This window comes from Paenibacillus sp. sgz302115, assembly GCF_056120445.1.
Genome location: NZ_JBVYOK010000003.1, coordinates 412,809 through 430,684, shown reverse-complemented (window position 1 = coordinate 430,684; position 17,876 = coordinate 412,809). Strand labels below are relative to the sequence as shown.

14 protein-coding genes and 1 other annotated feature are annotated in these 17,876 nt (G+C 52.7%); of the genes, 4 read left to right on the top strand and 10 right to left on the bottom strand.

The features are described 5' to 3' along the window. Positions 1-50: 50 nt before the first annotated feature. Together AC0LWN_RS10085 and AC0LWN_RS10080 are read left to right on the top strand one after the other, a co-directional pair. Complete coding sequence (locus AC0LWN_RS10085) at positions 51-770, top strand: response regulator transcription factor (protein ID WP_474664800.1); 720 nt, start codon at positions 51-53, stop codon at positions 768-770. 86 nt (positions 771-856) lie between these two features. Next, on the top strand, positions 857-1,813 hold the full coding sequence (locus tag AC0LWN_RS10080; RefSeq protein WP_474664798.1) for a HAMP domain-containing sensor histidine kinase: 957 nt from the start codon (positions 857-859) through the stop codon (positions 1,811-1,813). Between the two features lie 69 nt (positions 1,814-1,882). Here AC0LWN_RS10080 and tyrS read toward each other — a convergent pair whose 3' ends face one another. The 7 genes from tyrS to AC0LWN_RS10045 form a co-directional block, all read right to left on the bottom strand. Continuing rightward, a complete protein-coding gene (tyrS, locus tag AC0LWN_RS10075) occupies positions 1,883-3,142 on the bottom strand; it encodes a tyrosine--tRNA ligase (RefSeq protein WP_474664796.1) in 1,260 nt (419 codons plus the stop codon). Positions 3,143-3,258: 116 nt separating this feature from the next. Then, positions 3,259-3,483, bottom strand: a binding site (T-box leader). A gap of 42 nt (positions 3,484-3,525) precedes the next feature. Next, complete coding sequence (locus tag AC0LWN_RS10070; protein ID WP_474664794.1) at positions 3,526-4,323, bottom strand: (2Fe-2S)-binding protein; 798 nt, start codon at positions 4,321-4,323, stop codon at positions 3,526-3,528. Positions 4,324-4,360: 37 nt separating this feature from the next. Further along, positions 4,361-5,197, bottom strand: a complete 837-nt coding sequence (locus AC0LWN_RS10065; RefSeq protein WP_458964748.1) for an ABC transporter ATP-binding protein — start codon at positions 5,195-5,197, stop codon at positions 4,361-4,363. A 17-nt stretch (positions 5,198-5,214) separates the two neighbouring features. Then, complete coding sequence (locus AC0LWN_RS10060) at positions 5,215-6,258, bottom strand: FecCD family ABC transporter permease (RefSeq protein ID WP_458964747.1); 1,044 nt, start codon at positions 6,256-6,258, stop codon at positions 5,215-5,217. Beyond that, positions 6,255-7,250 (bottom strand): FecCD family ABC transporter permease, encoded by a 996-nt coding sequence (locus AC0LWN_RS10055; protein ID WP_458964746.1) that lies wholly within the window; start codon positions 7,248-7,250, stop codon positions 6,255-6,257. The genes AC0LWN_RS10060 and AC0LWN_RS10055 overlap by 4 nt, the downstream gene beginning before the upstream one ends. Beyond that, a complete protein-coding gene (locus AC0LWN_RS10050; protein ID WP_458964745.1) occupies positions 7,247-8,287 on the bottom strand; it encodes an ABC transporter substrate-binding protein in 1,041 nt (346 codons plus the stop codon). Before AC0LWN_RS10050 ends, AC0LWN_RS10055 begins: the two co-directional genes overlap by 4 nt. 112 nt (positions 8,288-8,399) lie before the next feature. After that, on the bottom strand, positions 8,400-10,001 hold the full coding sequence (locus AC0LWN_RS10045) for a helix-turn-helix domain-containing protein (protein WP_474664790.1): 1,602 nt from the start codon (positions 9,999-10,001) through the stop codon (positions 8,400-8,402). Positions 10,002-10,252: 251 nt separating this feature from the next. Here AC0LWN_RS10045 and AC0LWN_RS10040 point away from each other — a divergent pair, with 251 nt between their 5' ends. Next, positions 10,253-11,863 carry a cellulose binding domain-containing protein gene (locus AC0LWN_RS10040; RefSeq protein WP_474664788.1) on the top strand — a complete coding sequence of 537 codons (1,611 nt, stop codon included), beginning with the start codon at positions 10,253-10,255 and terminating at the stop codon, positions 11,861-11,863. Between the two features lie 82 nt (positions 11,864-11,945). On the opposite strand, the gene AC0LWN_RS10035 is transcribed toward AC0LWN_RS10040, so the two are convergent. The 3 genes from AC0LWN_RS10035 to AC0LWN_RS10025 all read right to left on the bottom strand — a co-directional run bounded on the left by AC0LWN_RS10035 (position 11,946) and on the right by AC0LWN_RS10025 (position 15,748). Then, positions 11,946-13,613 (bottom strand): S41 family peptidase, encoded by a 1,668-nt coding sequence (locus tag AC0LWN_RS10035; protein ID WP_474664786.1) that lies wholly within the window; start codon positions 13,611-13,613, stop codon positions 11,946-11,948. Positions 13,614-13,691: 78 nt separating this feature from the next. Beyond that, positions 13,692-15,071: a HAMP domain-containing sensor histidine kinase gene (locus AC0LWN_RS10030; RefSeq protein ID WP_474664784.1), complete on the bottom strand. Its 1,380-nt coding sequence runs from the start codon at positions 15,069-15,071 to the stop codon at positions 13,692-13,694. Continuing rightward, positions 15,068-15,748, bottom strand: a complete 681-nt coding sequence (locus AC0LWN_RS10025) for a response regulator transcription factor (protein ID WP_474664782.1) — start codon at positions 15,746-15,748, stop codon at positions 15,068-15,070. Before AC0LWN_RS10025 ends, AC0LWN_RS10030 begins: the two co-directional genes overlap by 4 nt. A gap of 196 nt (positions 15,749-15,944) precedes the next feature. Between AC0LWN_RS10025 and AC0LWN_RS10020 the strand changes: the two genes are divergently transcribed. Continuing rightward, complete coding sequence (locus AC0LWN_RS10020) at positions 15,945-17,444, top strand: amidase (RefSeq protein ID WP_474664780.1); 1,500 nt, start codon at positions 15,945-15,947, stop codon at positions 17,442-17,444. Positions 17,445-17,876: the final 432 nt, after the last annotated feature.

Below are 17,876 nucleotides of genomic sequence, written 5' to 3'. Positions count from 1 at the left end.
GGATGCTACACTGGGAAAAAGCAAGCTATCTTGGAAGGGGTATAGCGACAATGAGCAGAACCGTCTTGCTGGCGGATGATGATCCGGATATTGTAGAGCTGCTGAGGATGTTCCTGGAGACGGAGAATCTGCACGTACTCGAGGCGCGCAACGGCGCTGAAGCCTGGAAGCATATTTGTGAACAGAAAATAGATCTGGCCGTCATTGATATAATGATGCCCGAGATGGACGGTATCCGGCTGCTTAAGCAGCTGCGTGCGGAATACACCATTCCGGTTATTTTTATTTCCGCCAAAAATCAGGACAGCGACAAAATTCTCGGCCTTCAGCTTGGTGCGGATGATTTCATCGCAAAGCCCTTTAATCCGCTGGAGGTGGTGGCTCGTGTGCAGGCCATGCTCAGACGGACCTATGAATTTAATGATCCCGCTGCCGAAGAGCCCAAGGAGCATGTGGAGCCAACCATCGTCGGACCGTTGAAGCTGGACCATCAGGATTGCATGCTGTATAAGGAGGATAATGAAATCCCGCTGACCGCCATTGAATATAAACTGCTGCGAACCTTAATGGGAGCTCCGGGCCGGGTCTGGACCAAAAGACAGCTGTTCGAGCAGGTCTGGGACGATGATTATTTTGAAGATGCCAACACCATTATGGTTCATATGTCGCGGCTCAGAGAGAAAATCGAGGACAACCCCAGACAGCCGGTATTTATCCGCACCATACGGGGCCTTGGCTACAAGTTCGCAAGAAAGGATGAATTCCGCTGAAGCCAAACACCCTTTTGTCCAGGCTGGTCAAATCCTATGTCCTGTTCACATGTACACTCGGCGCAGTTTTTATAGGATTCCTGATAGTGGTTGTTGACGTGGATCAAGGAACCGTTACGGTTACTATCTACTCGCTGCTGCCTCTGCTGCTCCTGTTCGGCCTGAATGTCTTGTTCTACAGTCTGTGGACCTACAGAAAAATCACCAAACCGCTGGGGCAGATTGCCGAAGGCATCCGGGAAATGCAGCAGGGCAGGTTCCAAAAGCGGCTTAACATCAAGGCAAGCGATGAATTTGTACAAGTACAGCAATATTTCAATGACATGGCCGAATCGCTGCAGCGGACAGAAGCCGAAAACCACAGACTGCAGATGAGCAAGGACCGGATGCTGGTGGACCTTTCCCATGATTTGAAGACCCCCATCACCACCATTCAAGGCTACGCTAAGGCGCTACAGCTCGGATTTGCCGACAATGAGGACAAGAGGGAGAAGTATTTGCAGCTCATATACAGCAAATCCCAGTTTGTCACCACGCTCATTGATGATATTTTTCAAATGTCCAAGCTGGATAGCCCAGATTTTCCCGTAAACATGGAGACTGGAGATATTGCAGAGCTGCTTAGAGAAGCAACGGCAGATTATTATGAACAATTTGAGGATAAGCAGTTCGTATTGAATGTAGATATTCCATCTGACGAAGTGCGGGTCCCCCATGATGCTGTCCTGATACGCCGCGCCCTCTCCAATCTGCTGTCGAATGCACTGCGGTACAATCCCAAAGGCACAGAGGTCACCATCCGGCTGGAGCAAAAGAGGGATTCGGTGCGGATTGCCATCATAGACAATGGTGTCGGCATTTCCGATGAATTGAAGGCGGTAATCTTTGAGCCTTTTGTGCGGGGAGATTCCTCTAGGCAAGGAGACGGAGGAACCGGCTTGGGACTTGCCATCGCCAGGAAAATGATGCAGCGTCAAGGCGGTGAGCTGGTGCTGGATAACCGTGCCAACCGGACTGCGTTTGAGCTTGTGCTATATCAGTGAGCAAAAACAAGCCGCCAACCCCTCTGGGGTTGACGGCTTGTACTTGCTATGGATCGTCCGCTTGCAGCCTTAGTCCAGCTTGACCAGGCTGTAATTCTTCTTACCCTTGCGGATGATGATGAAACGTCCGCCTATTGCATCCCCGGCAGTCACTTCCACCGCGACATCAGTAACGCGCTCGCCGTTCAGCGAAATCGCTCCCTTGGTGATGTCCTCGCGCGCCTGGCGCTTGGACGGCTCAATGCCTAAGTCCACCAGCCAGTCCACGATGTTCTTCGAATCCTTGCCTGCTGTGTAGGTCGGCATTTCCTTGAAGCCTTCCTCGATTTCCTCTGCAGTCAGCGAACGGATATCTCCGCTGAACAGCGCTGCGGTAATGCGCTTCGCCTGCTCCAGCAGCTCCTCGCTGTGCACGAACCGGGTCATTTCTTCCGCCAGCGTTTTTTGCGCTTCGCGCTTATGCGGCTCGGTCTCCACCTTCTCCGCCAGCGCTTCGATTTCCTCCTTGGTCAGGAACGTGAAGTACTTGAGGTATTTCACCACATCGCGGTCGTCGGTGTTGGCCCAGAACTGGTAGAATTCGTACGGCGTTGTTTTCTTCGGATCGAGCCAGACGGCGCCGCCGGCGGTTTTGCCGAATTTGGTACCGTCCGCTTTGAGCATCAGCGGGATGGTCAGACCGAAGACCTTGGCTTCGCCGCCTTCTTTTTTACGGATCAGGTCCAGACCGCTTGTGATATTGCCCCATTGGTCAGAGCCGCCGATCTGCAATTGTACATCCTCATGCTGGTACAAATGCAGGTAGTCGATGGACTGCAGAATCTGGTAGGAGAATTCAGTGAACGAAATTCCGCTCTCCAGACGGCTGGAGACAACATCCTTGGCGAGCATCGTGTTGATGCTGAAGTTTTTGCCGTAATCTCTTAAGAACTCAATGACGTTAATCTTCTGCGTCCAGTCGTAGTTGTTAACCATACGCACCTGGTTGTCGCCTTCGGTCACGAACAGCTTCTTCATTTGCGCGGTCAGCGCATCCACATTCTCCTGCACCTGCTCCATCGTCTGCAGGGAACGTTCACTCTGGCGGCCGCTCGGATCGCCGATTGTGCCTGTGGCTCCGCCGATCAGGATCACCGGGCGGTGTCCGGCGAGCTGGAAGCGTTTCAGCACCATGAATGGAATCAGGTGGCCAATATGCATGCTGTCGCCGGTAGGATCGACGCCGCAGTAGAGCGACACGGCCTTTGTATTTGTCAATTCGCGCAATCCTTCTGCATCCGTCTGCTGGTTAATCGCGTCACGCCATTCCAGTTCATCAATAATGTTCAAGCTGTACAGCCCCTTTGTTAGTATTTTCGTATCCATATACACGTTGAGCAAGCAGCGCCGCCTGCAGCTTCCGGTGGTCCAGGCCACAAAAAAAATCGCCCCCTTGTCTAATCAGACACAGGGACGACTATAATTAACCGTGTTACCACCCAAATTGCGCGGACAGCCTGACGGCCAGATCCGCACCACTCACAGCGAGTTAACGTTCGCTTGATTCCGCTTGGCATTACCCAAGATACTCCAGAGTGTAATTCGCAATCCTTGTGTGTACCGGGTTCCATCACCCCCCGGCTTTCTGTGACAGGGACAAAGGCTGCTACTGGCTCGTTCAACGTATGTAAGCTATAAGATTACTGAAAGTATAGTCAATTCCAAATTTGTTGTCAATGCCGCGCCCGATAGTTCTCCGCCTGAGTGGCTCTTTGCTCCTCGGTCAGACGAGGGCAGGTATAGCAGTAGCCGTGATCCTCGGTCAAATAATTCAGGCAGCAGGCGGTCTTGACTGCGGTCAGCCGGTTCGGGTCGATCAGCGGCTCTACGGTGCGGATTACCGCAGCAAACGGATTTCTGGAACGGCCAAACACCGCAGCCGCATCCAGCTCCTCACGCAAAAAACGGTAATCGCCGGTGATCCTGATCTTCGTCCGCTCTTCTTGCTCCTCCTGCAGCAGCCCATGTATATCCCGGTAGAACCGGGTGGGCAACTGGCCCCAGAGCTGGCTGATATGCAGACCGCTTGCGGCAGACAGGCTCTCCATAAGCGGCCTGGCCTGCCTGCCATAGAAACCGGACAGCACCTCTGCCAGCCATTGCCGCCGGGGCAGCCCGCCATCAGGTCCCTCTCGCTCCTGCCAGCGCAGCGGGCGGAAGGTGATCTCAGGCCGTTTGTTCCCTGTTGTCATCTGCAGCTCCAGATTATCCAGCGAGAAATCCGGCGCGCTTCCGGGCACAGATATGGCATACTGCAGCGCCATCGCCACATCGCCGAAGAACCCGGCTGTAAAAGCCGCAGCCGGCTTCCGGTTCTCCGCCCGGAGCTGGCTGCGGTAATGGTTAAGAAACTCTTCCATCCGCGAAGCCTGCAGCAGCTCTGCTATCGGAATGACTATAGCTTCGGGTTCCGGCGGATGGAGGGTGATGCCGTACCGCTGATCCAGCAGTTCAAAATCCATAATGCCCATGCGCTCAGCTCCTTTAGAGGCTAACTTCTCGCCTAAGTTAGTAATGCAAAAGCTCGTTCTCCCGCAGCAGCGGAGCCGTACCGGCGATCCGTCTGCCTTTCCCGTGCGGAATGCAGAGCGGTGTGCCGAACAGCGGATCGCGGATGACCTCGCAGTCGAGCTGGAACACCTTCTTCACTGTTTCAGGAGTTATGATGCTCTCCGGCGGCCCTTCGGCATAGATGTCCCCCGCATGCACAGCTACCATGTGATGGGCATACCGGCAGGCCAGATTCAGATCATGCAGCACCATGACAATCGTGCGCCCCTCGCGCTCATTCAATTCATACAGCATATCGAGAATCTCTACCTGATGCGACAGGTCAAGATAGGTTGTCGGCTCGTCCAGCAGCAGCAGGTCCGTCCCCTGCGCCAGCGACATGGCGATCCATACCCGCTGCCGCTGTCCACCGGACAAGGAATCGACCGTCTGGTCGGCCAAATCCTGCACCCGGGCTGATTCCAGCGCGGAGCGGACCATGGCCTCATCCTCCTCCGACCATGCCTTCAGCCAGCTCTGATGCGGATATCTTCCCTGGCGGACCAGCTGCCGCACCGTCAAGCCCTCGGGAGCCGTCGGCCCTTGAGGCAGAATCGACATGGCCTTCGCCACCTCCCGCGTGGACATGCGCGCAATCCGCTGCCCGTCCAGCAGCACTTCTCCGCTGCCGGGCTTCAGCAGCCGGGCGAGCGTGCGCAGCAGCGTTGATTTGCCGCAGCCGTTGCCCCCGATGAGCACTGTGATCTGCCCTTCGGGGATCTGCAAATTCATCCTCCCGATCACAGTCTTGGAACCGTAGGATACTGTCAAATCACTCGCTTCCAGCGTCGCCAATGCTTTCGCCTCCTTTGCTACAATTGGTTCCGGTTCCGGAACAGCATATAAATAAAGAACGGCGCCCCGATTCCCGCCGTGAATACCCCTGCCGGAATGTCCAGCGGATAAAAAATCGTCCGGGCGATCAGGTCGGCCAGAAACACAAGCAGGCCACCGGTCAGCGCCGACATCACGAGCAGGCCGCCGAACATTCTTCCGGTCCAGCGTCTGGCCAGATGGGGAGCGATCAAGCCGATGAAGCCGATGGCGCCGGACACCGATACGGCAAAGCCGGCCAACACCACGCTGATCAGCACCAGCACCAGGCGGTGGCGCTGCACGGCAACCCCCAGGCTTCCGGCCACATCGTCGCCCAGCTCCTGGGCATTCAGGCTGCGGGCAAAATACAGGGCAAGCGGAATTCCAATCAGCACAGCCGGAAGCACGGTGTACACATTGTCCCATGAAGCCCCGTATACACTGCCTGTCATCCACAGATAGGCCTTGCTTGCGACGATTGCCGGGCTCATCACGATCATCAGCGTTGTAGCCGCCTTCGCCGCCGCCGACAGCCCGATGCCGATCAGCACCAGCCGAATGGGCGTTACGCCCTTTTGCCATGACAAGCTGTAGACCAACAATGACACCACAAGCGCCCCTGCCACGGCGGCGGCAGGCAGCAGCTTGATGCTCACGCTGCCGCTCAAAAAGGTAATGAAGGCTACTGCCGCCGCCGAAGCGCCGCCGGTGATCCCGATGATATCCGGCGAAGCCAGCGGATTGCGGATAACTCCCTGCAGAATCGCACCGGAGACCCCCAGCGCCGAGCCGACCAGCAGAGCGGTAAGTACTCTCGGCAGTCGCAGCGTCATAATAATAAAGTCATACTCACCCTGTCCGCTGCCGAAGATCGTACGCAGCACATCCGAAGGCGAGATGTAGCTGTCGCCCCACCCGGTTCCCGCAGCAACCGCTATAATATACAGCGCAAATCCGATGACCAGCGTCCAAACGGTTCTGCGCTCCACTTGATAACGAACACCCATCTTCCGGGTGTGCGAATGAACAGGCTTGCTCACTTCCACGCACCTCCCTTGCGGGCCACATGAATAAAGAACGGCACCCCGATTGCAGCCGTCATCACCCCGATGGGCACCTCCGACGGTTGAATCAGCAGCCGCGCGGCGACATCCGCCAGCAGCAGCAGTCCCGCTCCCAGCAGCGCGGAGAATGGCAGCACCCAGCGGTAATCATTACCCGCCAGTCCCCGGGCCAGATGGGGAACGAAGAGGCCGATGAAGCCAACCGCCCCTACCATAGCGACCGAGCCTCCGGCGAGGATGACGATCAGCCCGCCCAGCAGCAGCTTAACGAGCAGCGTTCGCTGGCCCAGGCCTTTGGCGATATCCTCGCCGGTTGTCAGCAGATTCAGCGCCCGGCCCATTCCAAGGGCAAAGATCCCTGCAACCGCAATGAACGGTAGCAGCGGCCGCACATTCTCGAGCGTCCGGCCGCTGATCGAGCCGGCCAGCCAGAACAGCACATCCTGCAGGCCTGTATCATTCATCACCAGCAGCGCCTGCGTGCAGGAAGCGAATAAAGCGGTAATGGCCGAGCCGGCCAGAACCAGCTTGACCGGTGTCAGGCCGTCGCGCCCAAGCGACCCTAGCGCATAGACAATAACGGTTGCAAGCACCGCACCGCCTACGGCGTAGAGTGAGAGGATGATCAGCGGTGTAGCCGGATTCACAAGCACCGCCAGAACAACCATCAGGATAGCGCCGGAGCTTATCCCGAACACATCCGGCGAGGCCAGCGGGTTACGGGTCATCGCCTGCATCAGCGTCCCGGCCAGGGCCAGTGAGGCTCCCACCGAGAGCGCAATTACAGCACGTGCCAAGCGCTCTGTACGGACGATCAGTTGCCCGACGGAACCGGCATCATAATCAGTGAAGGCCAGAACCAGGGTATGCCAGGATACCGCAGTCCTTCCGAGCAGCAGACTGGCGGTGAACGCTCCGCACAGGAGCAGAATTAGAATCAGCAGCAGAACAGTGTTGCGCTTGTTCATTTCGCCAGATCGAACATCTCGTACAGGCTGTCCAGCATCAGATTGGCCGACAGGATGCCTCCCGCCATATTCCAGGCCACCTCGTCTACCATATGAACCTGATTGTTCTTGACCGCGTCCAGGTTCTTCCACAGCGGATGACTCGTCCAGTCTGTATACAGCTTATTAACCGCAGCTTCATCCGTACCGGAATTGAAGTTAAAAATAACATCGGCGTTCATATCCGGGATACTCTCCTTGGAGGTCAGCTTCACGCCCCAGATATCCGCATCATGACCCTCAGGTCTTGTGAAGCCAAGCTCCTTCAGAATGCCACCTGCAAACCCCATGTAGAAGATCCGCGCATGATCCTCACGGAAATTGGTGATCGTAGCCTCAATCGGCAGACGGTCACCCATTTTCTGCTTAAAGTCGGCCACCCGGCTGTCCCATTTGCCCATCAGCTCAGCCGTCTTGTCCTGCTGGTTCAGCACCTCGCCCATCAGCTTGACCGTTCCCTTCCAGTCATAGACCTCGCCGCTCATCACTGTAGGCGCAATTTGGCTGAGCTGGTCGTAGATCGCTTCATGGCGGATTTTGTTCGCAAAGATCACATCCGGCTTCAGCTTGTAAATCTCCTCCAGATTGGGCTGGTCCTCTGTCCCGAGCTGGGGAATGCCGCCAAGATCGGCACGCAGATATTCATAGACCGGCTTCTCCAGCCATGATTCCACGATACCGACAGGCTTCACTCCAAAAGCAACCGAGGCGTCATTCGCCCCCTGGTACAAGGTGACGATCCTGACGGGCGTTCCCTTGATCTGTGTTTCTCCCATCTCATGCTTGATTGTGCGCACCTCGTCAGATGCCGCGTCTGTTCCTGCGGCTTCCGTTTTGTCTGCCGGAGCAGCACTCGCCTGCGCCGCAGCCGGCGCCGCCGATTCCTCCGCTGCCGTTCCTGTATTCTTATTCTGGCCGCAGCCTGCAGCAATCAGCATAACGATAAGCAGCAGTGCTGCCATCCATGCTTTTTTCCAGCTATATCTTTGACTCATCATTGACTGGTCTACCCCCATCTTTTTTTATAATTCTGAGAACACTTTATTGATATTGATTCTCATTATTAATTATAGAAAAAGAGCAGAGCGTGAACATAGCCGTTTACGTTCATTATTTGGACAAATCCGTCCTCCAGAGCTCCCAAAGCTTGTCGAGCAGCAAATTATGAGAATAGGCGGAGTACAGTGTGTATAAATGCTGATGCTCGAACAAGGAATAGACCCTCCCGCTGCGTACCGCCCTCATCTCCATCCATCGCGGGTCCTCTTGGATTCTCTGCATCATCTCCCGGATGGACATCTTCGTCAGCGGACTGCCGTCATTGCGAAAGCTGGCAAAGAGCAGAATGTCGGGATTATAGCCATAAATCTCGCCATAGCTGATCTCGCGGTAGAGCTGGATATCGCCAAGGTCCTCCGGCGCCTGAAGCCCCAAGTCGCCATATACGACCGCACCTACATTCCTATGTCCGAAGAGGCATAAGCTTCCGTTGCCAACACCAACGATGAGCAGCGACTTGCCCTCCGTGAAGGATGCAAGATCAGCACGCATCTTCTGTGCCTTGAGCTCGTACTGCATCAGCCAGTCCTCTGCAGCCTCTTCCCTGCCGGTGGTAATAGCCACCTTGCGGAGCTGTGTGCGCCAATCATCAAAGAACGGAATGGTAACGGTCTCCGCAATGTGTTCGAACATTCTCGCCTTCACTGACGTTTCCTCATCGTACACCTCGCAGGTAAGAATAACATCCGGTTCCGCCGCTGTGAGCTTGTCGAGATCCGGCCGGAAGGTGCCAATTTCCCTGGTCTTCTTCAGCTCGACCGGATAATAGCCGTTGATCAAGGCGGCATACGGCTCTATACCTAACGCCAGCATATGGCCGGTCAGATGATGCTGCAGCGGCACGATCCGGTCTGCCGCTTTGACCCGGCGTACATATTGGGAAGGAGATAAACCCGTCGCCGTGCGAAATTTGCGGCTGAAATAGAATTCATCGGCGTACCCGACGCTTTGGGCAATGGCGCGAAAGGAATCCTTCGTTGACAGCAGCGCCTGCTTGGCGTGCTTCAGCCGGATTTCGGTCAGAAACTCTACCGGCGTCTTGCCAAGCTGCTTTTTGAATATTTTGGAGTAGTAATCCACACTCATGCCCGCCACTTCCGCCAGGCGTTCCCGGTTAACGCTGAGTTTATAATTGCGGTGCATATATTCCACCGATTTGGTAATCGCCCGCTCTTGGACCGATTCATTGCTGCCGGAGCAGCCTTCAAACAGACTTAACAGCAGATCCTGGAACAGTATATTTGCTTTCATGCGCTGCCGGGCATCTCCGCCCAGCTTCTCCATGATATCGAGTCCGATATTCATAAGCAGGAGACCGGGTACCGCATCATACTCAAGAGGCTGCTCCAGACAGACCGGCACATGCCTTCCGCCCGAGCTTTCCCGAAGAATGGAGAAGCTCAGCACCAGCCCGTTCTCCCAGCCTTCCGCGTACTCTGAGACATTTGCACCTGGCGGCGTAATGATCAGCTTTTGAATCTCTGAGTGATAGCTTTTCTGCCGGATAGAACGCTTCGTATGGCCGGATAGCAGAAGCATTTTATGCAGATAAGGGGGCTCTTTCTCTTCCGGTTCTATGGGATATTCGCTCAGCGGAAGCAGGCTGGCAAGTCTGTAGAGATAGCAGGACATGTCATTCAGAATAGCGTTCATAGTTACGACGCCTCCATTTGAGAATACTTCTCAGTATATTTTAGAAGGAATCATTTTACATTACAATCCTTCAAAATTTGAAGATATTTTTTTGTTATCCTAACTACATAAACATATCCAAACAAACCTTTTTATGTTATGTTGGATATATATGGATGTCAGGAGGTGGTAAGGAGCCAGGTTCGGCACACACTTCTGAGAGTATACGCAGACAAAATGAATAATCCAATTTTGACAAGGAGGAACTTGTAATGAAATCCGGCAAGAATTTTTCGTTCCGAAGTTTTAGTCTTGTAGCTCTAGCCTGCGCACTTCTCCTCTCCTTCTCTATTCCTCAGAAGCAAGCGGCGGCGGCGGGGGCCTCGGTCAAGGGATTTTATTTAAGCGGTACCAAACTATATGACGCAACAGGCAGCCCTTTTGTAATGAGAGGTGTCAATCATGCCCATACCTGGTACAAAAACGATCTGGCTACCGCCATTCCGGCCATTGCCGCAACCGGCTCCAATACAGTCCGCATCGTGCTCTCCAATGGGAGCAAATGGTCTCTCGACAGCGTGTCCGATGTGAAGAGCATCCTCGCGCTGTGCGATCAATACAAGCTGACCGCCATGCTTGAGGTGCATGACGCAACCGGCTCGGACAATGCCTCTGACCTGAACGCGGCCGTTAACTATTGGATCAGCATCAAGGATGCCCTGATTGGCAAAGAAGACCGGGTCATCGTCAACATTGCGAACGAATGGTTCGGCTCCTGGAGTACAGCCTCCTGGGCCAGCGCCTACCAGTCTGCCATTCCCGCCCTCCGGGCTGCCGGAATCAAGAACACGCTGGTTGTGGATGCCGCAGGGTGGGGACAATATCCAACCTCCATCTTCACAAGCGGCAATGCCGTGTTCAATTCCGACCCCCTGCACAATACGATCTTTTCCATCCATATGTATGAATACGCCGGCGGAACGGCAGCAACGGTGAAGAGCAACATCGACAACGCCCTCGCCATTGGTGTGCCGGTCATTGTCGGTGAGTTCGGCTTCAAGCATACCAGCGGAGATGTAGACGAAGCGACGATTATGAGCTATTCGCAGGAAAAAGGCGTCGGCTGGCTAGCATGGTCCTGGTATGGAAACGGCGGCGGGGTCGAATATCTCGACTTGTCTAACGGCCCTTCCGGCAACCTCACCGATTGGGGCAAATCCGTTGTGAATGGCTCTAATGGAACACTCGCAACCTCTGTGCTGAGCAAAATCTACACGACTCCCGGTTATGTGCCTGTTCCTGATAACGGCCCAACGCCTACTCCAACGGCTACGCCTACAGCAACACCGACACCTACTGCATCACCGACACCAACTGCAACACCGACTGCAACTGTAATACCTACGCCAACCTCGACGCCTACAGCAGCACCCGGAGGGCTTGTGCTGTATTACCGGGCTGCGGATACAAATGCTACCGATAGCCAGATCAGGCCCCATTTCAATATAAAAAACAACAGCAACTCCGCCGTCAGCCTAGACGGGCTGAAGATACGTTACTACTTCACCAAAGACGGATCACAGCCGCTTAGCGGCGCTATTGACTGGGCCCAGCTTGGCGCGGCGAACGTGACTCTTACATTTGGAAACGCAAATGCCGCGGGTGCGGATTCCTACGTGGAAGTCGGCTTCACCTCAGGAGCAGGCAGTCTCCCGGCCGGAGGGCAGACCGGAGATATCCAGCTTCGTTTGTTCAAAAGCGACTGGAGCAATTTTAACGAAGCCAACGACTATTCCTTTGACGCGGCCAAGACAGCCTACAGCCTCTGGAATCATGTCACTCTGTACCAAAACGGCACGCTGGTGTCCGGTTTAGAGCCTTAAGCGCAGAGAATAACCGCTCATAGCAAAGAAGAAACGGGTGCGTCCTTTGTTAAGAACACACCCGTTTCGGCGGGCAAATCTTTTATTTCATATTTTCCAATGCTTCTATCGCATAGTTCAGTTCAACGTCTTGTCCTTGGATATACATTTCTTTGAAAGTCAGCTCATTTAATGGAACTTTAATATCGGGAGTTTCCCCGCCATGCCCGCTGTAATCACTATCGCCCTGAATCACTTTATCTTGATTAAGCGATCTGCCGTCCGGGAATATAAGATGGTAGCCCTCCGGCATTTCAACTTGTATAGGACTTGTTATCACCCCAAATGAACCGTTTGAAGCCGTGAATCCCACAATTTTAACGTTGGGTAACCCCTTTAACAGGATGGGCAAGCCTTCTCCTGAGCTTTTGGTTCTATTATTAACTAAAACGGCTATCTTCCCAGCATAATAGGGATCTTCAGGTTTAATAGTACGGGTCTCAGCAGAATTTATCTCGAACTTCCCTGTAATCCGGTTATAATAACTGACATATTCATAAAACCTCATCTTGTCAACAAAAGAACCTGCCATTGAAGAAACAAGATCATCACTGCCGCCCGGATTATCGCGGACATCAATAATCAAGCCTTTTACCCGCTGCTCCTGGAACCATTTCAATTTTTCTTTCAGCCATTTTTCGGGACTGGCTATGGCTTCACTGGAAAGAAAGTACCTTATTTTCACATAACCGTATCCGTTGCTCAAAACTTCGCCTTCAATTGGAGCATCCGCTTTATTCAGTTTTACTTTCGTTTCCTTTAGTGTCTCATAGTTGTCATCATAAGCCTTTAATGTCACTTTTCTCGTTTGACTCTCGCCCATATTTTTATACTCCACTTGAACTTCTTTTCCTATTGGCGCTCTTACCATAAACCGCCCTTGGTTATATATCCTGTCCCCTTCTGTAGCCGGTGGGCTTTCGCTCCAAAAGGGTTTACGATAAGCTTCCTTAACGGCTGTTCCATCCCAGGCAACGATCTCCGCCCCAAGCTTCATTCCGCTTTGTTCAGCGGGACTGCCTGCTAAGACCAAATTAACCAGCACCTTGCCATTGTCCAATTGAACCGTGCTTATTCCAAAGCCGCCCCCTGCTTCACTTTTAAAAACCTTATTATTGTCATATAAATTTTCATTTTCTATTTTGATATGTCCGTCTCTAAAAGAAAAAAGGTATTCTCTTAACGTTTTATAGTATAAATCTTTGTTCTTATCCTGCTCTGCTTTTTGAAATACCGGCACATACTTATCCTCTAATTCCTTCCAGTTCACTTGTTTCCATTCCCCAAACGGGTATTCTCTGGATAACCGCTCATTCAATTGCTCAAAAGCTTGGGAATAGCTCATTTTACTGAAATGACTAACCGGGTTGTATCTCAATTCACCTGCATACATCAACGCAATTACAATGGGGATAACGCCGCCTATACAAAGGATGGCTTTTACAATTCTATGCTTGGGAACAGGAGCAGAATAGGCTGGTTTAAATAACCGCTTCACTGTACATATGAAAAGTATCAGGGTTAGGGAGTAGAACATCATCCCCAGTATTGTCGTATCCCCAGATAAGACACTTACAATAGAGACAATGACGCCTGCACCCGGCAAAAAATCTAACCATCTGTAATATTTTCGAATTGGAACAGCGTACCTTGCCAGAACTATCAAATCAATACAACATAAAATCATTTCATAAACGGTCAACCACATCATCAGTTCCTCCAGTCCATGATTACGTTTCTTTGGAAGCATAGAAAAGAAATATGAACGGAGAATGAACTGAAAAAAATTTCATTTGGATTTGCGGGAATGTGCTGCCTCATGCGGAAAGTCCGGGAGCTTGACGGTAACCGTCGTGCCTTGTCCTACCGAGCTTTGTACTTCAATGCTTCCGTGATGGAGGGCAATAATTTGCTTAACGATGGCGAGGCCAAGGCCGCTGCCGCTTTGCGCCCGGTCTGTTTTATAGAATCTCACAAAAATATGGTTTAGTTCTTCCGGGGGAATGCCGATTCCTGAATCGGTGATCGTGACGGTATGTTCATTATTTTGTGATATAAGACCGATCCGGATCTTTCCCCCCTCTGGCGTAAATTTGATGCTGTTTCCAAGCAAATTCATCCATACCTGATTGAGCTGATCCGAGTCGGCCGTTATTTTGACGGCAGCGGGCAAAGCCAGAGCAATATGAATATTTTTGGACAGCAATAGGGGTTCACTGGTGACGACTACCTGCCTGATTTGCTCATCGAGGTTGAACGTTTTTGCCGCAAATGGATGATGCTCTGATTCAAGGGAAGCAAGCCTGAGTAAATTATCGCTTAGCCGGGACAGCCTTTCACTTTCCATAAGGATAATATCCAGATACCGGCTGCGGTTGTCTTCAGTTACAAGCTGCTCATACTTCAATGCCTTTGCAAAACCGGAAATAGATGTTAGCGGTGACTGGATTTCGTGCGATACATTGGAAACAAAGTCTTGCCGCATCAGTTCCAGCTGTTTGAGTTCGCGCGCCGTTTCGTTAAAGCTTTGGGCCAGGATACCCAATTCGTCTTTACGATTCATTTTCAATTCCACATTGAAGTCGCCCTTTGCAAGCTGTCTGGTCGCTTTCGTCAACGCTTTAAGAGGCTTCACCAGATACCTGGCGGCAATGAGGATGCACAAGCTGCCTACAACCAGCACAAGGAGCAACAAAGTTATGATTAACCGGATGATGGTCATTTCGTTTTCAGACGACGGCAGTAAAAACAAGGCACAGCGCTTTCCCTCAAATGAAAACGGCAGGCCGATGTACATCACCCCTTCAGCTTTTACCGTTGACCGGTAAGGGTTGCCCTTCAGCACTTGTTGAATCGTTTCCGGCGCAATTGCAACAGCATCCTTATTTTTTTCTTCCACTCCGTACGAATTCATCTCACCGGAATCGGTAAAGACTTGAACAGGATACGATATTAACGTGGCGATCTGTTTCATATATCCGTCCAAATTTTGGGGTTCCGTTTGTTCATAGAGGCGAATGATGTTATTGCCTGCAGCAATCATATCGTTTTGTTCTAAATTATTTAGTTCTTTCTCAAATATAGCGAATCCTATGAAAAAAGACGCAAGCAAGCCAATGATAATCGCAGCCAAAAACGTAAGCACGACGCGGACATATAATGTCTTCATCCGGCATTCACCACAAGCCGGTATCCGAGACTGCGGGCAGTTTCGATGCGAAAATGCTGTGTTTCTCCGGCAAACCTCTCACGCAGCCTCTTGATGTGCACATCAATGGTCCGGTTATCGCCTTCATAATCCATCCCCCAAATTTGGACAATCAGAAATTCCCGTGTGAATATTTGCCCCGGATGGCTGGCCAGCGCGAACAGGATCTCAAATTCTTTTAACGGCAGGGTCAATTCCTCGTTACCGCGAATAACTTTGTAGGTCCGCCTGTCCAGTATGATCCCGCCCAACTGTATGGTCTGGGAGGAGGCAATCCGGTAACGTCTCAGCAGCGCTTTGACTCTCATCACAAGCTCCAGCGGATCGAATGGCTTGGTCAGGTAATCATCCGTTCCCAACTGGAAACCCTTTACCTTTTGCCCCACTTCTCCCTTGGCCGTCACCATCAACAGGGGGATATCGGGATATTGATTCCGAATCTCCTTGCACAAATCCCAGCCGTCCATGAGCGGCATTACGATATCGAGGATGACCAGATCTATGCCCTGGCCTTCCACAATGGAAAGCGCATCAGCCCCGTTCTTCGCCTCCACAATTTCAAACCCTTCGTTCAGCAAAAATAATTTCATCAGCTCACGAATGTGCCCATCGTCGTCCGCAATAAGTATTTTGGCCATACCATTGTCCCCCCTTCAAGGAAGATGTCACTTATCCCAGATAACATTTTACATGCATCTCCCTTGATTTGACAAAAGAAGCTGGAGTATCAAAGGTTGTCCATCTGTAAACCGGTGTATAATGCAAGAGTCACTTTATTAAACTAGATCAGTGGATTGCGGCTATAGCATCCCTGCCGGAAAGAGGTTATACATCATGAAGTTTTCCGATTATTCCACTTATGATGCACTGGGTCTTGCAGCGCTGGTCAGAGCACGGGAGGTCTCGCCGCGCGAGCTTGCCGAAGCTGCGTTCGCCCGGATGGACGAAGTGAATCCGCTCCTGAATGCAGTGGTCCGCACCCGCCGGGAAGCTGCACTGAAAGAGGCCGATGAGATGCCGGTCCAAGACAGCTCCCGGCCGTTTGCCGGAGTTCCCTTCCTGCTGAAGGACATCTCGCAGGCCATCGGCGGCGAACCGCTCACCTCCGGCGCACTGCTGATGAAGGACCATATCGCCAAGAGGGATTCGAACTTTGTGGCCCGGATCAGAAGCGGCGGATTTATTCCGCTCGGCCACACGAACACCCCTGAATTTGGGCTCAAAAATATTACCGAGCCCCTTCTGCACGGCCCTGCACGAAATCCGTGGAACACTGAATTCTCGCCTGGAGGCTCAAGCGGCGGCGCTGCTGCAGCCGTTGCGGCAGGAATCGTGCCGGCAGCGGGAGCCAGCGACGGGGGCGGCTCGATCCGTATTCCGGCTTCGTTCACCGGCCTGTTCGGGCTGAAGCCGACACGCGGACGCACGCCGGTAGGGCCGGGGGTCGGCCGCCAGTGGCAAGGCGCTTCCATCGACTTCGCGTTGACGCGGTCGGTGCGCGACAGTGCAGCGATGCTCGATCTGCTGCAGACTTTGCAGCCGGAGGCTGCTTTTCAGACACCGCTCTATAGTGGGGTCTATCTGGACGACCTCTCGAAGCTCGGGCAGAGGAAGCTGCGGATTGCATTCACAACAGCCTCGCCGGTCGGAACGCCTGTAGCAGCAGAAGCCGTAACAGCCGTGTTAAAAACCGTAAAGTGGCTGCAGGCAGAGGGGCATGAAGTGGAAGAAAAGCTGAGCCCAGTCAATGGGGTAAGGCTGATGGAGAATTATTATACGATGAATGCCGGAGAAGTGGCGGCGATGTTCCAATCGCTGGAGAATGGACTAGGCCGCAGCATTAAGGCAAGTGAGGTTGATATCGTAACCTGGGTACTGGGCGAAGCCGGCAAGAAGGTCACCGCCGCAGAATTTGTGCACAGCCTGAACGAATGGGACGTAGCTGCCGCGCAAATGGCGGCTCTGCTGGGACGCTACGACCTCTATATCACACCTGCCAATGCCGATTCCGCACCTAAGGTCGGAGAGCTTACCCAGCAGCCGGATGAAATTGAAGCTCTGCTGCAGGTAAGCGGGCTGCCCAAGGAAGAGCAGCGGCAAATGATCTATGAAATGTTCGAGCCCAGCCTGACTTACACACCTTTCACGCAGCTCGCCAATCTGACCGGTCAGCCGGCGATGAGCGTTCCGGTACACCTTACACCGGAAGGGCTGCCCATCGGCGTTCAGGTTATGGCCTCCAAGGGCCGCGAAGAGCTGCTGTTACAGCTTGCCGCCCAATTGGAGCAGTCGGAGCTGTGGGTCGGCATGAAGGGAAATCCGCTGTTCCCTTGAAAAGGATAGTATATAAGTTGAACTAAAAAAAACATAAAAAGGCAGAAGTGACGGAGGGGAAGTTTGGAACTGGAGGAGCGAACGCGTCCGCCTTTGTCTGCGGATTTCCACCGCGAAAAGCGGTATACAATCAAGAAATCTGCAGACAACAGCGGCCGGAAGTCCAAACATTCCCCGCAGTTACGGCCAGTACCCTAATATAAAAAATCTAAAGTTCAACTTATATGTACGCTCTGGCCGGCACATTCCGCATACTCCACCTCAATCTAGGGGATACTTGGCATGTGTGATTGCATTTTCTGCAATAGAAAACATATATCCCTGTAACAAATCTGATTCTGCTGTATTTCGTGCAATCAATTTCCCGGATTTCGACCCGAAAGGGCAACTCCGCAGAAATCTGCTGCACAGAATACAGCAGAAGCTGTTTTC

What these genes read in the sequence shown, in the direction of transcription:
- AC0LWN_RS10050 (WP_458964745.1), bottom strand. Translation starts at nt 8,287, where the DNA reads ATGATGAGTCAAAGATATAGCTGGAAAAAAGCATGGATGGCAGCACTG.
- AC0LWN_RS10025 (WP_474664782.1), bottom strand. Translation starts at nt 15,748, where the DNA reads ATGGCCAAAATACTTATTGCGGACGACGATGGGCACATTCGTGAGCTG.
- AC0LWN_RS10020 (WP_474664780.1), top strand. Translation starts at nt 15,945, where the DNA reads ATGAAGTTTTCCGATTATTCCACTTATGATGCACTGGGTCTTGCAGCG.
- AC0LWN_RS10045 (WP_474664790.1), bottom strand. Translation starts at nt 10,001, where the DNA reads ATGAACGCTATTCTGAATGACATGTCCTGCTATCTCTACAGACTTGCC.
- AC0LWN_RS10055 (WP_458964746.1), bottom strand. Translation starts at nt 7,250, where the DNA reads ATGAACAAGCGCAACACTGTTCTGCTGCTGATTCTAATTCTGCTCCTG.
- AC0LWN_RS10085 (WP_474664800.1), top strand. Translation starts at nt 51, where the DNA reads ATGAGCAGAACCGTCTTGCTGGCGGATGATGATCCGGATATTGTAGAG.
- AC0LWN_RS10040 (WP_474664788.1), top strand. Translation starts at nt 10,253, where the DNA reads ATGAAATCCGGCAAGAATTTTTCGTTCCGAAGTTTTAGTCTTGTAGCT.
- AC0LWN_RS10030 (WP_474664784.1), bottom strand. Translation starts at nt 15,071, where the DNA reads ATGAAGACATTATATGTCCGCGTCGTGCTTACGTTTTTGGCTGCGATT.
- AC0LWN_RS10070 (WP_474664794.1), bottom strand. Translation starts at nt 4,323, where the DNA reads ATGGGCATTATGGATTTTGAACTGCTGGATCAGCGGTACGGCATCACC.
- AC0LWN_RS10035 (WP_474664786.1), bottom strand. Translation starts at nt 13,613, where the DNA reads ATGATGTGGTTGACCGTTTATGAAATGATTTTATGTTGTATTGATTTG.